The sequence below is a fragment of the Pseudomonas sp. SL4(2022) genome (assembly GCF_026625725.1).
Classification (GTDB): Bacteria; Pseudomonadota; Gammaproteobacteria; order Pseudomonadales; family Pseudomonadaceae; genus Aquipseudomonas.
The window spans coordinates 3,818,815-3,835,117 of the sequence record NZ_CP113060.1 but is presented as its reverse complement, the minus strand read 5'-3'; the positions used below and the strand labels follow the sequence as shown (position 1 = coordinate 3,835,117).

The window sequence follows — 16,303 nt, the reverse complement described above, 5'->3', positions numbered from 1 at the left end:
GTCACTGCAGCAACGGCAAGACTGAAAATCCATAATTACGGATATTGGGGTTATACACCGCACTGAACTGACGAAAGTCCAGCCCATAGCCTTGGCTACTGAGGCGTTTCTGTAAGCGTTTTGCCTGGTCGGCATCCAGAACGGTAAACAGCGTTTCAACCCTGTCCTTGCCGCCACGCGTGGCAAAATCCGTACCGGCATGGTAATCGTGCAACATCACCATCGCCCAGCCTCCCAGCGTGAAATGCCCCCCAACCAACACCGATACCTTGTTGTCAATGCGCGCCTGCAAAACCTCATCGGAGTTATTCAATGCAGAGAGAAAGATATCTTTGTTCGGGACTCTGCCCATTTCCTGAGCGGCCTGCATGACCCCGAAAGCCATTTCATCATTGGCCGACCAGATCAACTGGACCTCAGGATGGCGGGGTAGCAGTAGTTTAGCCTGCTCATATGCTCGATTACGCCTCCACTCGCCATAAACCAGGCTTTGTAACGTAACCTCGGGATGCTCGACCAAAGCACGACGCAAACCCTCCTCACGCAGCGAGGATGACGGCGTATTACGCACTCCCGCAAATGCCAGCAGATTACCGGGCTTACCGTCCAGACGCGCAATAAGTGCCTCTGCCATCCAATAGCCTGCTTGTTCATCATTGGGAATCAGGCTGCCAATCCAGTTGCGGTACCGCTCACGTGAACGACCAACAATCTGATGTTGCTCGGCTGTCAGGGTACTGTGCAGAGAGAACAGCCTGACAGGGCTATTGGCATACAGGCGTAATAATTCAGGCGCGGTGTACATCTCGTTGACGAACAGCAGATAATCCGGAAGGGTGCCCTCCTCTAACAGCTCACGTGCTCGCTGCAGTAACAAGCGATGGTCACGCTCACCATAAATGACCTGAAGGTGCATCCCCAAGTCATCAGCTGCTGCCTGCATGAACTGGGTATAACCCACCCAAAAAGGCTCATCGGAATAACCTGGATTAAGGAACACGACGGAGGCAGGGGTATTCCCGACTGTGGGTGCTGCCTGAACAAGCGTGGTAAATATGCTCAGCGTCAGCAAACAGACAGCGCTGATCCAGTGCAAAGCCGACTTCAACACGTGCTGCTCTCCAGGTTGGTGAAGTAAGTATATCGGCAATATCATGGCGACTGGCCATCCGCCGCGCCAAGACGCGCGCAAAGTGAATGGTTACAATCGTTGACCTCCCTAATTCCGGCAGTTAGTGCTCTATGTCGCCCCTTGAAACTCTCGCCTCGGCACTTGGTGTATGGGCCGTCTGGCTCACCGTGAGACAGAATCGCTGGTGCTGGCCGCTCGGTCTGCTGATGGTGTTGATGTATGCCTGGATTTTCTATGACGGCAGGCTTTATTCAAACATGCTTCTGCAAGGCGTTTATGCCGTGCTGCAAGGCTACGGCTGGTGGCAGTGGACGCGAGGCGGTAGCAACCACAGCGGCGTGCAGGTCAATCGACTGAGCGTGCAAGGCTTGTCTTTTAGCTTGGCTGCCGGTGGTCTTGGTGCTCTCTTGCTGGCTTATCTGATGGCTACCTTCACCGATGCAGCAGCCCCCTGGCTGGATGCAGCATTGAGCGCCTTCAGCTTGGTCGCTCAGGTGTGGATGGCACAAAAACGCTTGGAATGCTGGCCACTGTGGGTACTGCTGGATTTGCTGTTTGTCGGCCTATTTGTACAACAGGGCTTGTATCCAACAGCTGCGCTGTATGGTGTATTTACCCTGTTGGCGATTCACGGTTGGCTGACCTGGGGACGAGATCGCGCGCTGGTCAGCGCATGAAGGTGCTGGTGCTGACCGGCCCGGAATCCAGCGGTAAAAGCTGGTTGGCCGATGCCATTCAAACAACCTTTGGTGGCGTGCTGGTGGGCGAGTATGTGCGGCACTTTATCGACCAAGAACAGCGCGACACCTGCTATGCCGATATCAGTCGCATCGCCCAGGGTCAGCTGGCCTGGGAAGACCAGGCCCGAGCAGCCGCACCTGAGTTGCTGATACTCGACACCCACCTGCTCAGCAACATGCTCTGGAGCCAGACGCTGTTTGGTGATTGTCCGGTCTGGATCGAAGAGGCGCTCTTGGCGCGCGACTACCACCTGCACCTGTTGCTTGACCCGCGCAGCGTACCCTGGGTCGACGATGGCCAGCGTTGTCAGCCAGAGCTGACTCAGCGTGTGGCGTTCTTTGAACAGTGCGCAGACTGGTTGTGTCAACACCAGCAGCCACTGCAGCGCATTCAGGGCGACTGGACTGTGCGGCGCCAGCAAACGCTTGCAACCGTTGCGCAGTGGCTGAGCTCAACGCACCAGCACACTGGTCCAGGCCAACAATAGGCTCAGACACACCACAATCGTCAGCGGACGCCGCAAGCTTGGGTACCACTGCGGTGCCAGACCCAGCTTGACCGCTCGCAAATCCGCGCCATAGAGGCCGGCAAAAGCGATGAGGCACAGGGGCAAGGCCAGGCTGGTGGGCATGCCACCACTGATCGCCAGCCAGCCCAGTAATGGCGGTACGACCGAAAAACCCAACTGCAATTGCGCCGACTGCCCCGCCTCTTGCGCACGCATGGCCAGCCCCCAGTGGATAGCCCCCATAAAGGCCAGAATTACCGCGGCATAATCCAGCAGCGCTGCCAGCACCACCGGTCGCCAGCCCTCCGGCACCACCCAAATACCCAGGGCTCCGGTGGCAAAAGGCACCAACCCGGCATAGCCCAGCAAAAGCGCCAATTTAGGCGGCTGCGGCGCGTCAAAAGGATGCATACACTCACTCCCGTGGATTAATTCGTCATAAACCGCACTGTAAAGCCATCTTCGGAGCAAAAAGAAGGCTATTTCCTGGGTTTCGTAGTAATGGCTGCTTGCCATCGGCTGCGCCAATTGGCATAAAAACAACAAATAAAAATCGCCACAAGGAAGTATCCATGCGCATTCTCCGTCGGGCCCTGTATGGGCTTCTTTTGTTGCTGGTAGTCGGGCTGCTGATTGCCCTGTACTTCATCGCCAACCCCAACCTTCCGGTCTATCAACAGCCCGACAAACTGCATTACCTTGATCAATGGTCGGCAGAAGAGCGCCAGACCTATTACTACACCCCACAAGGTACTCAGGTGAAAGGCCTGCGCTATGAATGGTTCAGTGCCCTGGAACTGCCGTTCAGCAGCAGCCAATTTGCCACGCCGGAGTACCTGGCGCGGTTCGGTTTCCTGGTTGATCCGCAACAGCAACCCACACCACTGAACCCCGGCAACCTGCCAGTCGGTTTTGCCCGGCATGCCGATGCCGAAACGGGCGAGCACTACCTGGATATCAGCTGTGCAGCTTGCCACACCGGTGAGCTGCGCTACAAAGGCCAGGCCGTACGCATCGACGGCGGCGCCGCGCTGCATTCGCTGGCCTCCACCGTACCGACCGTACGCGGTGGCAGCTTTGGGCAGGCGCTCGGCATGAGCATGGCTTTCACCTATTACAATCCGCTGAAATTCCGCCGCTTCGCCAAGCAGGTACTGGGTGATGAATACGCCAGTGAGAAGGCGCAACTGCGCCGCGATTTCAAGGTGGTACTCGATCGCCTATTGGGCACGGCGTTCAATGACTGGCATCGCGGCCTCTACCCAACCGAGGAAGGCTTCGGCCGTACCGATGCATTCGGCCGGATTGCCAACAGCGTATTTGGTGATGCCATCGACCCGAGCAACTACCGAGTCGCCAATGCACCGGTGAGCTATCCGCAAGTCTGGGATATCTGGAAATTCGACTGGGTGCAGTGGAACGGTTCGGCCATGCAGCCTATGGCCCGCAACGTTGGCGAGGCCCTGGGTGTCGGCGCAACCCTGCGCTTACTGAATACCGATGGCCACCCGGTTGCCGAAGCCGAACGCTACTCATCCAGCGTACGCCTGCGTGACCTGTTCACCCTGGAAGAAACGCTGAAAAAGCTGCAGCCCCCTACCTGGCCGGAAGCCGTGCTCGGTAAGGTCGACCTGCCATTGGCCAGCCGCGGCCGCGCGCTGTTTGCCGAAAACTGCGCCTACTGCCATGCGCCTGACCCGAAAACGCCCCAGGACAGCTTCGCCCCCGCTCGCGATCCCGAATGGCGTATGCGCGTGGTACCGACTTCCATCGTCGGTACGGACCCAACTACGGCGGACAATATTGCCGACCATCGCTTCGATATCAGCAAACTGGGCTGGACCAAGGCCGAACTGAGCAAGCTGGATGTACGCCTGTTTGGCGCGAAGCTGGATGACATCGACATGCGCAGCATCTCCAGCGCAAAGGCCCTGGCCTACGTCACCGCCTACGTGGAGAACCGCGCGTATCAAGATGCCGGCATCACACAACCAGAACGGGGTCGCATGGACGGCTTTGACTTACCGATCGGGGTCCAGGAATTACGCGGCTATAAAGCCCGCCCCTTGGATGGAATATGGGCCACGCCGCCGTTCCTGCATAACGGTTCGGTGCCGACCCTGTTCCAACTTCTGTCGCCGGTCTCGGAGCGGCAAACCCAGTTCTGGGTGGGCAACTTCGAGTTCAACCCGAAACAGGTTGGCTACAACAGCGAAAAATTCACCGGCGGCTTCCGCTTCGATACCCAGGTCACCGGCAACAGCAATCGTGGTCACGAATTCCGTGCGGGATGCCGTGAAGACGGCGTGATCGGCCGCGCCCTGCAACCGGAAGAACGTTGGGCACTGATCGAGTACCTCAAGGTCTTGGGCAATCCGGCTCTGGAACAGCAGCTACAGCCTGTTGCCGCCAAAGAGTGGACCCCGGGGCCGTCTTGCCAGAACTGAACTGCACGCTGCCTGTAATCGCACACTGAGAATAATTAAAAGGAATTGACTCCATGTTTAAACGATTCTGGCTCTGGCTCGGCCGTGTACTGGGCAAACTGCTGGTGCTTGTGCTGGCCATCGCTATCGGTGGCTGGGCCATCGGTGCGGCCTATTACGGCTGGAAGTTCTCCGGCCCGGTATCCACTGAAGAGCAGATCCCGGCCGATGAAGCCGCGCTGACCCAAGGCATCATCGAAGATGCCATTCGTGTGGTCGAACAGCACCGTGACAACACACGGGTACTGCGTGATGCTCACGCCAAGGCTCATGGCTGCATGAAGGCCGAAGTCACCGTCAGCGCTGATATCGATAGCAACCTGCAACGCGGCGTACTCAGTGAGCCGGGGAAAACCTGGCAAGCCTGGATGCGCCTGTCCAATGGTAATGCTTACCCACAATTTGACCGCGCACGCGATGCGCGCGGCATGGCGATCAAGCTGCTTGATGTGCCCGGTGAAAAACTTACGCAAAGCCCACAGCACGCCAGCGAGCAGGATTTCGTGATGTTCAATCACCCAGCCTTTTTCGTGCGTGATGTGGCCGAGTACAAAAGCAATTTCGCTGCCCAGGCCGACGGCAAAAAAATATTGGCGTTCTTCCCCAGCTGGAACCCCAGCACCTGGGAACTCCGCCATCTGATCATCGCACTGAAGACCCTGTCCCCTGCCCCGGAAACACCGGTGGCGACCACCTACAACTCTATTGCACCCTTCAAACTGGGTGAGCACAACATCAAATACCGGGTCATTCCTCAACCAGAAGCATGCCCCGAGTATCAGCTGCCTGAACAGAACCAGGATTTGCCGAATTTCCTGCGCAACGCGCTATATCAGCAGCTGTCGCTGGACCGCGTACCCGCCTGCTTTGCCCTGCAGGTTCAGCGGCAGAACGCCAACTACTACATGCCCATCGAAGACCCTAGCGTTGAGTGGAGCGAGGCCGTTTCACCGTTCGAAACCGTCGCCACCATCAAGGTACCGGCGCAGGACTTTGATAGCCGCGAGCAGAACCTGTTCTGCGACAACCTGTCTTTCAACCCCTGGCATGCGCTACCCGAACACCGTCCGATTGGCGGTATCAACCGTCTGAGAAAGGCGGTTTACGAGGCGGTCAGCATCTATCGGTTGGAGCGCAATCAGCCATAGAACTGTATCCAATCCTCTGTGCTACTCGGTTAACAGCTGCTGAGCTGGTAATATCCGCGCCTTGCCAAACGCGCTGTTAGCCGCGTACCACCCGAGAGAAAGACCGTGGAATTGTTCAAAGAGTTTATGTTCGAGGCCGCCCATCGCCTGCCTCACGTCCCCGAAGGCCACAAATGCGGGCGCCTGCACGGCCATTCCTTCAAGGTGGCGGTGTATATCGAAGGTGAAGTTGACCCTTATACCGGCTGGATTCGCGACTTCTCCGAGATCAAGGCAATCTTCAAGCCACTCTATGAGCAGCTTGACCACAACTACCTGAACGATATTCCTGGCCTGGAAAATCCCACCAGTGAAGTGCTGGCCAAGTGGATTTGGCAGCAACTCAAGCCGCTGCTGCCTGAACTGTCGCGTATCCGTATCCACGAAACCTGCACCAGCGGTTGCGAATATCGCGGTGACTGATCACCCCTTGCCTGGCACTTGATCGAAGCACCAGGCACCTCCCCCAAGATTCGTATCACCAAATATCGCCACGTTCTCTATGTAGGCTGCTGAATCAATAGCGCGTAGCGCGAGAACAGCTGTCAGTGGAAAAGTCACAGAAAGATTTCATAAATTTGAAATCGATTTGAAAAATAGCAGGCGAACTTGTTATTGCCCAGGCACTGCTTTAGGGTGCGCGAGCGCTTTACTTGGATGGGTAAAGCTTCTTATGGATAAGCGAAAAGGAATCACAACATGTTGAAGAAAATTGCTCTGGCTGCCGGCCTGGTTACCCTGCTCAGCGGTTGCGCTTCTGGCCTGTCGCCAGTCAGCGTTGGTCTGATCACCGACGTCAAAGGCCCGATCACTGCCACTACCGCTTCCGGTAACAAAACCGGTACTGCTTGCGCCACCACCATCATTGGTCTGATCAACAAAGGCGACGCGTCCATTGCTGCCGCCAAGGCCAATGGCAACATCGGCACCATCGCTACCGCTGATTACCACACCAAAGGCTTCTACCCGTTCTTCGGCGAAACCTGCGTAAACGTAACCGGTAACTAAGTTGTCGTACTGCCCCCAAACTCTGTTTGGGGGCAGTATAGAAAACCCGCCTTTCTAGAGGCCGAAGCCCGCCAGGGCTGACAAAAACTGCGCCTCGTCAATCACCCGCACACCTAACTCACTGGCTTTTGCCAGTTTCGAGCCCGCCCCAGGGCCCGCCACGACACAACTGGTTTTCGCCGATACCGACCCTGCCACCTTGGCGCCCAGACTTTCCAGCTTTTCCTTGGCCACATCGCGGCTCATCACTTCCAGCGTGCCGGTCAGCACCCAGGTCTGCCCAGCCAGCGGCAAGCCTTCGATAGCTCTTTTCTCGCTGTGCCAGTGCATGCCAAAAGCTTTTAGCTGCGCTTCGATAGCCTGCGCACGTTGCGCATTGGCTGGCACATCGAAAAACTCGCGCACCGCCTTGGCCTGCTTCTCGGGCAGAGTCTGACGCATATCCAGCCAATCAGCCGCCAGCACCGCATCCAGACTGACAAACTTGTCCGCCAGCTTCTGCGCGCCACCAGGGCCTACGAACGGGATATTCAGCTTGTCCAGCATCCCCGCCAGTGTGGCGCTGGCGCTGAGTTCGGCACTCAGCTCGCCTTGCTCCTGCAATTGCAACCCACACTGATCACGGGCCAGCAAAGCCGCAATCACCTGCTGGTTATGACTGTCGGCAAAGAAACTGTGGATCTCATGCGCCACCTCTAAACCGATATCCGGCAGGTAGGTCAGCAATTCCGGCAAGGCCTGTTGTACGCGCTCTAGAGATGCCAGCGAACGAGCCAGCACCTTGGCAGTCTCCTCGCCCACATCGGGTATGCCGAGGGCATAGATAAAGCGCGCCAGGCTGGGTTGTTTACTGTCAGCAATGGCCTGAAGCAGCTTGTTGCTGGAAACCTCGGCAAAGCCTTCCAAGTTGATGATCTGCTCATACTTCAGTTGGTACAGATCGGCCGGCGAGGCGATCAACTGCTCATCAACCAGCTGTTCGATGGTCTTGTCGCCCAGACCTTCTATATCCATGGCCCGACGTGAGACAAAGTGAATGATCGCCTGCTTGAGCTGGGCGCCACACGCCAGACGGCCAACACAGCGGTACACCGAGCCTTCGCTGAAGGTTTCCTTGCCCTTGCTGCGCTTGACCAGCTGGGTGCGCTCGACGTGAGAACCGCACACCGGACAGCTTTCAGGAATCTGTACTGGTCTGGCATCCAGTGGACGACGCTCAGGCACCACTTGAACCACCTGCGGAATCACATCACCGGCGCGGCGGATAATCACCGTATCGCCGATCATCACGCCCAGACGCGCCACTTCATCCATATTATGCAGCGTGGCATTGGACACTGTAACGCCAGCCACTTTGACCGGTTTCAGACGTGCCACCGGGGTAACCGCACCCGTACGGCCAACCTGGAACTCCACATCCAGAAGCTCGGTCAGCTCCTCCATTGCCGGGAACTTATGGGCAATCGCCCAGCGTGGCTCGCGCGCGCGGAAGCCCAGTTCGCGCTGATAGGCCAGGTTGTTGACCTTGAACACCACGCCGTCAATTTCATAAGCCAGTGACTCGCGACGTTCACCGATACTGCGGTAATACGCCAGGCATTCATCGGCACCCTTGGCCAGTTTCAGCTCGCGACTGATCGGCATGCCCCATTGCTTAAGGGCTTCAAGAATGCCGATATGCGTTTGTGGCAGTTCACCTTGCACCTGGCCAATGCCGTAGCAGCAGAATTCCAGCGGACGGCTGGCGGTAATTTTCGAATCCAGCTGACGCAGGCTGCCTGCCGCCGCATTACGCGGGTTGGCGAAAGTCTTACCGCCCTGCTCCAGCTGCCGTGCATTAAGCGCCTCGAAACCGGCCTTGGAGATAAAGACTTCACCCCGTACCTCAAGTACCGCAGGCCAGCCCTCACCCTGCAGCTTTAACGGCACATTACGAATGGTGCGCACGTTGACACTGATATCCTCGCCCGTGCTGCCATCACCACGCGTAGCGCCACGCACCAGCAAGCCATCGCGGTACAACAGGCTGACCGCCAGGCCATCAAGTTTGGGCTCGCAGCTGTATTCAACCTCAGCACCGCCACCAAACAGATCGCCAGCTGGCAAATCCAGCCCTTCGCGCACCCGGCGATCGAAATCCAGCAGGTCGGCTTCTTCGAAGGCGTTGCCCAAGCTGAGCATCGGCACCTCGTGCTTGACCTCGCCGAAGGCCGAAAGCGCCAAGCTACCGACGCGCTGGGTCGGAGAGTCGGCCGTAACCAGCTCTGGGTGTTCGACCTCTAGAGCTTTGAGCTCATGGAACAAACGGTCATATTCAGCGTCGGGAATACTCGGCTCATCGAGTACGTGATAGCGATAGTTATGCCCATCCAGTTCGGCGCGCAGTTGCACTATGCGCTGGGCAGCAATCGAGGCATCGGTCATTGCAGTGTGCTCTCAAACGAAAAGAGCAGCCTTGGCTGCTCTTGGTATTTCATCGGTTAAATCAGCGTTTATTGGTCAGTTGCTTGCGTTCATATTCGACGATGCGCTGGCGGTAGTGCTCGATAGTTTGCGCAGTCATCACGCTGCGCTGGTCATCCTTCAACTCGCCACCCAGTTCATGGGCCAGTTTGCGTGCCGCCGCCACCATTACATCAAACGCCTGCTTGGGATGACGCGGACCAGGCAAGCCGAGGAAGAAACTCACGGCGCGGGTGCTGAATCCTTCTATGTCATCAAGATCAAAAGTGCCAGGTTTCAACGCATTGGCCATGGAGAACAGTACTTCACCATTACCCGCCATGCTTTCGTGGCGGTGGAAGATGTCCATCTCACCGAAACGCAGGCCGCTTTCCAGAATGTTCTGCAAGAGCGCAGGCCCTTTGAAACCCTCCTCACTGCGAGCAATCACGTTGATCACCAGTACTTCTTCTACAGGCGGTAATTCTTTCAGGCTGTCTTGACTCTGGCTGAGCGACTTAACTGCTGGCTCGCCATCAACCGGATTGAGCAGAGTCGGCACCGGCTCATCCTGTCCAAGATTGAGGTCACCTTGTTGTGGCTCGCCTGCACGACGGCGGTTGAGTTCGCGGGCGCTTAGTGAAGGCAGATCCTCTTCATCAAAAGCGGGCTCCTTATTCCGATCAATTACCCGCGGCGGACTCAGCAAGTCCGGATCACTGTCATCGTCTGGCAGGTTGGCAAAACTACGATCAAGTTTGAACTTGAGCTTACCCTTACCACCACGCATCCGCCGCCAGCCATCAAAAAGGATGCCGGCAATCACAATAATGCCGATGACAATCAGCCACTCGCGCAGACCGAATTCCATGAAATACCTTAACCCCTAATAAAAATGTGCTGAAAAAGGCCTTCCAGGGCCATTTTGCTAATTCTTTTTCGCGACGCCAAGCCTATGTTCTGCCAGGCCTTTCCCTGAGTTATAACGCCACGTCTAATAACAATGCGCATTAAGCTAGCACGACGAAAGATAACTTTACACCGCCCTGGCCATCATGATTCAACCAAGGCCAGCGCTTCCTCCACATCCACGGCCACCAATCGCGAACAACCGGGCTCGTGCATGGTTACGCCCATCAACTGGTCGGCCATTTCCATGGCGATTTTATTGTGGGTGATATAGATAAATTGCACGGTTTCCGACATCTCTTTTACCAGCCTTGCATAGCGCCCGACGTTGGCATCATCCAGCGGCGCATCCACTTCATCGAGCATGCAGAACGGCGCTGGATTGAGCTTGAAGATGGCAAATACCAGGGCCAAGGCCGTCAGTGCTTTTTCCCCGCCGGACAATAAGTGAATGGTGCTGTTCTTCTTTCCAGGCGGGCGCGCCATGATGGTGACGCCGGTATCCAGCAAATCTTCACCGGTCAGTTCCAGATAGGCGTTACCGCCACCGAATACTTTCGGGAATAGCGCCTGCAGGCCACCGTTGATCTGATCGAAAGTTTCCTTGAAGCGGTTGCGAGTTTCCTTGTCGATCTTACGGATGACATTTTCCAGGGTTTCCAGCGCTTCCACCAGATCGGCATTCTGCGCATCCAAGTAACGCTTACGCTCGGATTGCTGCTGATATTCGTCAATTGCCGCCAGGTTGATCGGGCCCAAGCGCTGTATACGTACAGCCAGGCGCTCCAGTTCTTCTTCCCAGGCTTTCTCGCTGGCCTCTGGCGGCAAAGTCGCCAACACGCCGTGCAGGTCGTAGTTGTCTTCCAGCAACTGATCCTGCAACGCCTTGCGTCGCACGGTCAGCGATTGCCAGTCCATGCGCTGCTGTTCCAGCTGACCACGCAACAGCTGCGCCTGTTGCTCGGCCTGGGTGCGGCGTTTTTCCGCATCACGCAGCTCGCGGTCGGCATCTTCCAGGGCCAGGCGCGCCAGTTTGAGTTCGTCTTCCACCGCCATGCGCTTGTCGAGCTGTTCTTCGAGCTTGATCCGCAGCTCTTCCAGCGGCGCTTCGCCCTCTTCCAGATTGAGGTTGAGCTGCTCGCGCTTCTCGTGCAGGCGCTCGACCTGCAGTTCCAGGCGTTCCAGGGCCTGGCGGGTGGAGTCATGCTGGGCTTTGAGTGAGCCTAAGCGCACAGCTAACTGGTGAGCGTGATCCTTGTGCTGACGGGCTTCCTGGCGCACGCGATCAAGGCGTTCGCGCAGGCTGTCGCGGCGGGCCAGCAGGCTTTCGCGCTGCTCGTTGTCAGTGGCCATGGCATCCAGAGCATCCTGCAGTTGCAGACGCGACTCACCCAGTTGCTCATGTTCGATTTCGCGTTGTTCGCCCAGCTCCAGCAGCTCGCTGTCCAGACGGGTACGGCGCAATATCAGCTGCTCGACCTTGGCCTGTCCGGCAGACAGCTGAGCCTTCAGCTCGCCGAGACGACGGGCCAAGTCTTGGGCCTGACGGCGTTGCTGCTCGCGCTGTTCTTCCTGAGCACGCTGGTTTTCACGCAGATGCGTCAGCCGCTCATCCAGTACAGCCAGTGCCGCTTCACGCTCATCGCGCTCCAGCGTCAGCCGTTCGATCTCCTGACCACGGGCCAGCACGCCGCTTTCCGCTTCACTGGCGCGGCGCACGCGCAAAAAGTGCCGGCCGACCCAGTAGCCATCACGGCTGATCAGGCTTTCGCCTTCGGCCAAGTGCAAGCGCGCAGCCAGTGCTTCATCCAGGTTTTGTACGGGTTTGACCTTGGCCAGCCAGGGTGTCAGATCAATATTGGCTTCAACCTTATCCAGCAGACTGCCGGCAACCCGCGCACCGCCCTTACTCGGGCTGGCCAGACGTAGATCGCCCTGGGTCAGGCCGGCAAAATCCAGGCCCTGGAAATCATCCAGCAACACGGCCTGCAGATCGGCACCCAGCACGGTTTCCACCGCCAGCTCCCAGCCGGCCTCAACCCGCAGGCCCTCGGCCAGACGCGGGCGTTCGCTCAGCTGCTGTTCGCGCAACCACTCACCGACACCCTTGCCGGGGTCCAGCGCCGCTTGCTGCAGCGCTTCCAGCGAAGCCAGGCGACCATTCAGGCGCTGCAACTCACCTTGCGCCTGCTGTTGGGCCTGACTGCCCTGCTGCAGATCATTGCGCAGTTGCTGCAGACGTTCGCCCTGCTGCTCTTCTTCCAGCTGCAAGTCTTCCAGGCTGATTTCGCCGGCGGCGATCTGCTCGCTCAGTTCGATAATCGCGGCATCTTCCGGGTCGGCAGCCAGTTGCTGCAGCTCATCAGTGAGACGCCGCTGACGCTCGGCCAGGCGCTCCAGGCTCTGCTCCAGCTGGGCAATCCGCGATTGCTGAACCTCGGCCTGCCGCCGTGGTTCGGCGCTGCGCTGGTTGAAGCTGTCCCACTGTTCCTGCCAGCCATGCATGGCTGTTTCGGATTCTTCCAGCCCGGCGGCGGACTCTTCCGCCGCCGCTGCAGTCAGCGCCTGCTCAGGTTCGAGCATGGCCAGCTCTTCGCCCAGGGTCGCCAGCAACGTGCGGTCGTGGCCCAGATGCGATTCGGTTTCCAGGCGCGCGCGTTCGGCTTCGTTGAGGTCGTCCTGCAACTGGCGCAGACGCTGCTGGCCGTGCTGGATGCTCTGCTCGATACGCGCGATATCGCCGCCCACCGAGTAGAAACGGCCTTGCACCAGGTTGAAACGTTCACTCAGCTCGTGATGGCCATCGCGCAACCGCTCGATGCTCGCATCGGCGTTGCGCTGCTCGGCCACCAGGGCTTCGAAGCTGACCTCCTGGTTGCTGATCACCGCCTCGCGGCTACCCACCTGCTCATTCAGCGCCTGCCAGCGCAAGGCGGTGAGCTGGGCTTTGAGCTGACGCTCCTCGGCCTTGTATTCCTGATATTTCTCCGCCGACTGGGCCTGGCGGTGCAGGCGGTCGAGCTGACGCTCCAGCTCCTCACGCAGGTCGGTCAGGCGTGCCAGGTTCTCATGGGTGCGGCGGATGCGGTTCTCAGTCTCGCGGCGGCGCTCCTTGTACTTGGAAATACCGGCGGCTTCTTCGATAAAGTTGCGCAGGTCTTCCGGCTTGGCTTCGATCAGTTTGCTGATCATGCCCTGCTCAATGATCGAGTAGCTGCGTGGGCCCAGGCCGGTACCAAGGAAGATGTCGGTAATGTCGCGGCGACGGCACTTGGTGCCGTTGAGGAAATAGGTGTTCTGGCTGTCGCGGGTCACCCGGCGGCGGATGGAAATTTCGTTATAGCCCGCGTATTCGCCAGTCAGGGTGCCGTCGGAGTTGTCAAAAATCAGCTCGATTGAAGCCTGGGTCACCGGTTTGCGGGTATTGGAGCCATTGAAGATGACGTCGGTCATCGACTCGCCCCGCAGGTTCTTCGCCGAACTCTCACCCATCACCCAGCGCACGGCGTCGATAATGTTCGACTTGCCGCAGCCGTTCGGCCCGACCACGGCCGCCATATTACTGGGGAAGGTCACCGTGGTCGGGTCGACGAAGGACTTAAAACCGGCCAGTTTGATGCACTTGAGCCGCATAGACAGCCTTCCTTAAGCGTCGGCCAGTGCGGCCAGAACCAGCTGGCAATTGTGCTCACCGTAACCCAGCAGCACCTCACGGATGGCCTGGTGGTCGCGGGCGATGATCGCCTGCAACAAGGCGGCAAAGGTGTTGAGAAACTGGCCCATTTCACCTTTGCGCCGCTCCAGCGCCAGGTGATAGGTGCGGCTGATGGCCGGCAGCAGGTTCTCCACGGTTTCCTGCAGGTAGGGATTATTGGAGAACGGGAAGGCGGCACGCATGATGTCGAAGCTGCTTTCGACGAAAGCGTTGATATCTTCGCGCTGCAGGCTGTCCTGAAGACGCTGCTGTATCAGCAGAAACGGCGCCAGGTCGACCTCAACCTGCCAGCTATCCGCCACCGCCTTGCCCAGCAGGATGTACAGTTCCATGACCAGGGCATACAGGCTCTTGACGTTATGCGGTGTCAATTCCGCGACCTGTGCGCCGCGCCGTGGCGGAATCACGATCAGGTGGCGGCGCTCAAGAATCAACAATGCCTCGCGCACCGAACCGCGGCTGACGTTCAACGCCTGGGTGACTTTCTGTTCCTGAATCCGCTCACGCGCCTTCAACTCACCGCGAATGATGCGTTCGGCAAGGTGATGGGCGATCTGCTCAGCGAGGCTATCCGGTGCCTTGAACGTCATGGTGATCCTTAGGCTCTATCTGACCTATTGGGCGCAAACAAGGGTCTCAAGCTCATGCCAGGCTTGGCTTGGGCGGTACAGCGCAGGCCGCGAGTGTAACACAGGGTGTTACCGGGCCAAGGCCGCCTGCGCCCTGCTTTCAAACCAAAAGGTGGGCTGCCGGAGGATGGCCACCAAGGAAGATTGTCCTACAATCCTACCAACCTACTACTCCAACAATAACAAGTACGGAGCCACCATGTTCGAACGCCTGCCCTCAAACTGGATGCTTGCCATCAAAAGCATCGGCTACTGGTTCTGGTTGATCCCGGTATTGGGAATCCCCTTGAGCTATTACTGGTCACTGGACAGCCACTATGCCAACGCCTGGCCCTGGCTGGTGGTGCTGGTGGTGTTCGGGGTAATCCCGCTGCTGGACTTCATCATCGGCCGTGATCCGGCCAACCCCGATGAAACCGTGCAGGTGCCGCAAATGGAGCAGCAGGGTTATTACCGCTTATTAAGCCTGGCCACTGTGCCAGCGCTATTGGGCATGCTCGGCTGGGCTGGCTGGGTGTTCGTCAACCATGAGGCCTGGAGCTGGGTAGGCCAGTTCGGTTGGGTGCTTTCAGTCGGCACAGTCACCGGGGCGATCGGCATAACCGTAGCCCATGAGTTCATCCACAAGGACCCGCAATTGGAGCAGAACGCCGGAGGCCTTCTGCTGGCAGCCGTGTGCTATGGCGGATTCAAGATCGAACATGTACGCGGTCACCACGTGCACGTGTCGACCCCGGAAGACGCCAGTTCCTCGCGCTATGGCCAGAGCCTTTATGCCTTTCTGCCGCACGCCTACAAGCACAACTTCCTCAATGCCTGGAAGCTTGAAGCTGAACGACTGAAACGCAAGAACCTGCCTGCCCTGCACTGGCGCAACGAATTGATTGGCTGGTACGCCATTAGTGCGTTATTCCTGATCGGTTTCAGCCTGGCCTTCGGCTGGCTCGGCGCGTTGTTCTTTATCGCGCAGTCAGTGGTCGCCTTTACCCTGCTGGAAGTCGTCAACTACGTGGAGCACTACGGCCTGCACCGCCGCAAGCTGGACAATGGCCGCTACGAACGCACCAATCCGACGCATTCATGGAACAGCAACTTCCTCCTGACCAACCTCTTCCTGTTCCACCTACAACGCCATTCCGACCACCACGCCTATGCCAAACGCCGCTATCAGGTGCTGCGCCACTTCGACGACAGTCCACAACTGCCCAATGGCTATGCCGGAATGATCGTCCTGGCGCTGTTCCCACCATTGTGGCGCGCGGTGATGGACCCACGGGTGCGCGCCTACTACGCAGGTGAAGAGCACCAACTGACTGATTCACAGCTGACCCATTCCTAAACGCAGACGCAGTAACAAAAAACGCCAAGGGCTCCCACCCCTGGCGTTTTTTATGCCCTGCGTTTGTAGTTCTGCCGCACCTGGCTTGGCACAAAAGCGGCTAGCGTTTAAGCCTGTCCGTAAGCTTTTCCGCTCCCAACAGAATGCTATGACAATCACTTGACCAAAGAGTCAAATTTTTTATTGACCCAAAAGTCAGATATCTCT

At 57.9% G+C, this 16,303-nt stretch carries 14 protein-coding genes; 7 read left to right on the top strand and 7 right to left on the bottom strand.

All coding sequences use genetic code 11. From position 1 onward, the window contains the following. Position 1: 1 nt before the first annotated feature. Positions 2-1,111 (bottom strand): ABC transporter substrate-binding protein, encoded by a 1,110-nt coding sequence (locus tag OU997_RS18145; protein WP_267807894.1) that lies wholly within the window; start codon positions 1,109-1,111, stop codon positions 2-4. Positions 1,112-1,242: 131 nt separating this feature from the next. Here OU997_RS18145 and pnuC point away from each other — a divergent pair, with 131 nt between their 5' ends. Further along, complete coding sequence (pnuC, locus tag OU997_RS18140; RefSeq protein ID WP_267807892.1) at positions 1,243-1,809, top strand: nicotinamide riboside transporter PnuC; 567 nt, start codon at positions 1,243-1,245, stop codon at positions 1,807-1,809. Then, positions 1,806-2,360 carry an AAA family ATPase gene (locus tag OU997_RS18135; protein ID WP_267807890.1) on the top strand — a complete coding sequence of 185 codons (555 nt, stop codon included), beginning with the start codon at positions 1,806-1,808 and terminating at the stop codon, positions 2,358-2,360. The genes pnuC and OU997_RS18135 overlap by 4 nt, the downstream gene beginning before the upstream one ends. Here OU997_RS18135 and OU997_RS18130 read toward each other — a convergent pair. Together OU997_RS18130 and OU997_RS18125 are read right to left on the bottom strand one after the other, a co-directional pair. After that, positions 2,325-2,792 (bottom strand): DUF3429 domain-containing protein, encoded by a 468-nt coding sequence (locus tag OU997_RS18130; RefSeq protein ID WP_108487988.1) that lies wholly within the window; start codon positions 2,790-2,792, stop codon positions 2,325-2,327. The two genes, OU997_RS18135 and OU997_RS18130, sit on opposite strands and share 36 nt — an antisense overlap. A 25-nt stretch (positions 2,793-2,817) precedes the next feature. Then, positions 2,818-2,955, bottom strand: coding sequence for a hypothetical protein (locus OU997_RS18125; protein ID WP_158271537.1), 138 nt, complete (start codon positions 2,953-2,955; stop codon positions 2,818-2,820). On the opposite strand from OU997_RS18125, the gene OU997_RS18120 reads away from it, so the two are divergent. From OU997_RS18120 to OU997_RS18105, 4 genes are all read left to right on the top strand, one after another. After that, entirely contained in the window at positions 2,954-4,828 is a 1,875-nt protein-coding gene (locus OU997_RS18120; protein WP_267807888.1) for a di-heme-cytochrome C peroxidase, read from the top strand. The two genes, OU997_RS18125 and OU997_RS18120, sit on opposite strands and share 2 nt — an antisense overlap. Before the next feature lie 53 nt (positions 4,829-4,881). Then, positions 4,882-6,015, top strand: coding sequence for a catalase family protein (locus OU997_RS18115; protein WP_108487986.1), 1,134 nt, complete (start codon positions 4,882-4,884; stop codon positions 6,013-6,015). A gap of 105 nt (positions 6,016-6,120) precedes the next feature. Beyond that, positions 6,121-6,477 carry a 6-carboxytetrahydropterin synthase QueD gene (gene queD / locus OU997_RS18110; protein ID WP_090241991.1) on the top strand — a complete coding sequence of 119 codons (357 nt, stop codon included), beginning with the start codon at positions 6,121-6,123 and terminating at the stop codon, positions 6,475-6,477. Positions 6,478-6,753: 276 nt separating this feature from the next. Continuing rightward, on the top strand, positions 6,754-7,062 hold the full coding sequence (locus tag OU997_RS18105; protein WP_090253600.1) for a TRL-like family protein: 309 nt from the start codon (positions 6,754-6,756) through the stop codon (positions 7,060-7,062). 54 nt (positions 7,063-7,116) lie between these two features. On the opposite strand, the gene ligA is transcribed toward OU997_RS18105, so the two are convergent. From ligA to OU997_RS18085, 4 genes are all read right to left on the bottom strand, one after another. Further along, positions 7,117-9,486: an NAD-dependent DNA ligase LigA gene (ligA, locus tag OU997_RS18100; protein WP_267807883.1), complete on the bottom strand. Its 2,370-nt coding sequence runs from the start codon at positions 9,484-9,486 to the stop codon at positions 7,117-7,119. A 61-nt stretch (positions 9,487-9,547) separates the two neighbouring features. After that, the gene (gene zipA, locus OU997_RS18095; RefSeq protein WP_108487983.1) at positions 9,548-10,375 is read right to left on the bottom strand and encodes a cell division protein ZipA; all 828 of its coding nucleotides are present in this window, start codon (positions 10,373-10,375) and stop codon (positions 9,548-9,550) included. Between the two features lie 182 nt (positions 10,376-10,557). Continuing rightward, positions 10,558-14,046 (bottom strand): chromosome segregation protein SMC, encoded by a 3,489-nt coding sequence (smc, locus tag OU997_RS18090; protein ID WP_267807882.1) that lies wholly within the window; start codon positions 14,044-14,046, stop codon positions 10,558-10,560. A 12-nt stretch (positions 14,047-14,058) separates the two neighbouring features. After that, positions 14,059-14,718 (bottom strand): GntR family transcriptional regulator, encoded by a 660-nt coding sequence (locus OU997_RS18085; RefSeq protein ID WP_267807880.1) that lies wholly within the window; start codon positions 14,716-14,718, stop codon positions 14,059-14,061. Positions 14,719-14,956: 238 nt separating this feature from the next. On the opposite strand from OU997_RS18085, the gene OU997_RS18080 reads away from it, so the two are divergent. Beyond that, the gene (locus OU997_RS18080; RefSeq protein ID WP_108488132.1) at positions 14,957-16,096 is read left to right on the top strand and encodes an alkane 1-monooxygenase; all 1,140 of its coding nucleotides are present in this window, start codon (positions 14,957-14,959) and stop codon (positions 16,094-16,096) included. Positions 16,097-16,303: the final 207 nt, after the last annotated feature.

Bases quoted from the DNA above. Each gene is read 5' to 3' on its own strand.
- ligA (WP_267807883.1), bottom strand. From the start codon at position 9,486: ATGACCGATGCCTCGATTGCTGCCCAGCGCATAGTGCAACTGCGCGCC.
- OU997_RS18105 (WP_090253600.1), top strand. From the start codon at position 6,754: ATGTTGAAGAAAATTGCTCTGGCTGCCGGCCTGGTTACCCTGCTCAGC.
- OU997_RS18125 (WP_158271537.1), bottom strand. From the start codon at position 2,955: ATGGATACTTCCTTGTGGCGATTTTTATTTGTTGTTTTTATGCCAATT.
- OU997_RS18130 (WP_108487988.1), bottom strand. From the start codon at position 2,792: ATGCATCCTTTTGACGCGCCGCAGCCGCCTAAATTGGCGCTTTTGCTG.
- pnuC (WP_267807892.1), top strand. From the start codon at position 1,243: ATGTCGCCCCTTGAAACTCTCGCCTCGGCACTTGGTGTATGGGCCGTC.
- OU997_RS18085 (WP_267807880.1), bottom strand. From the start codon at position 14,718: ATGACGTTCAAGGCACCGGATAGCCTCGCTGAGCAGATCGCCCATCAC.
- OU997_RS18080 (WP_108488132.1), top strand. From the start codon at position 14,957: ATGTTCGAACGCCTGCCCTCAAACTGGATGCTTGCCATCAAAAGCATC.
- OU997_RS18120 (WP_267807888.1), top strand. From the start codon at position 2,954: ATGCGCATTCTCCGTCGGGCCCTGTATGGGCTTCTTTTGTTGCTGGTA.
- zipA (WP_108487983.1), bottom strand. From the start codon at position 10,375: ATGGAATTCGGTCTGCGCGAGTGGCTGATTGTCATCGGCATTATTGTG.
- OU997_RS18135 (WP_267807890.1), top strand. From the start codon at position 1,806: ATGAAGGTGCTGGTGCTGACCGGCCCGGAATCCAGCGGTAAAAGCTGG.
- OU997_RS18115 (WP_108487986.1), top strand. From the start codon at position 4,882: ATGTTTAAACGATTCTGGCTCTGGCTCGGCCGTGTACTGGGCAAACTG.
- smc (WP_267807882.1), bottom strand. From the start codon at position 14,046: ATGCGGCTCAAGTGCATCAAACTGGCCGGTTTTAAGTCCTTCGTCGAC.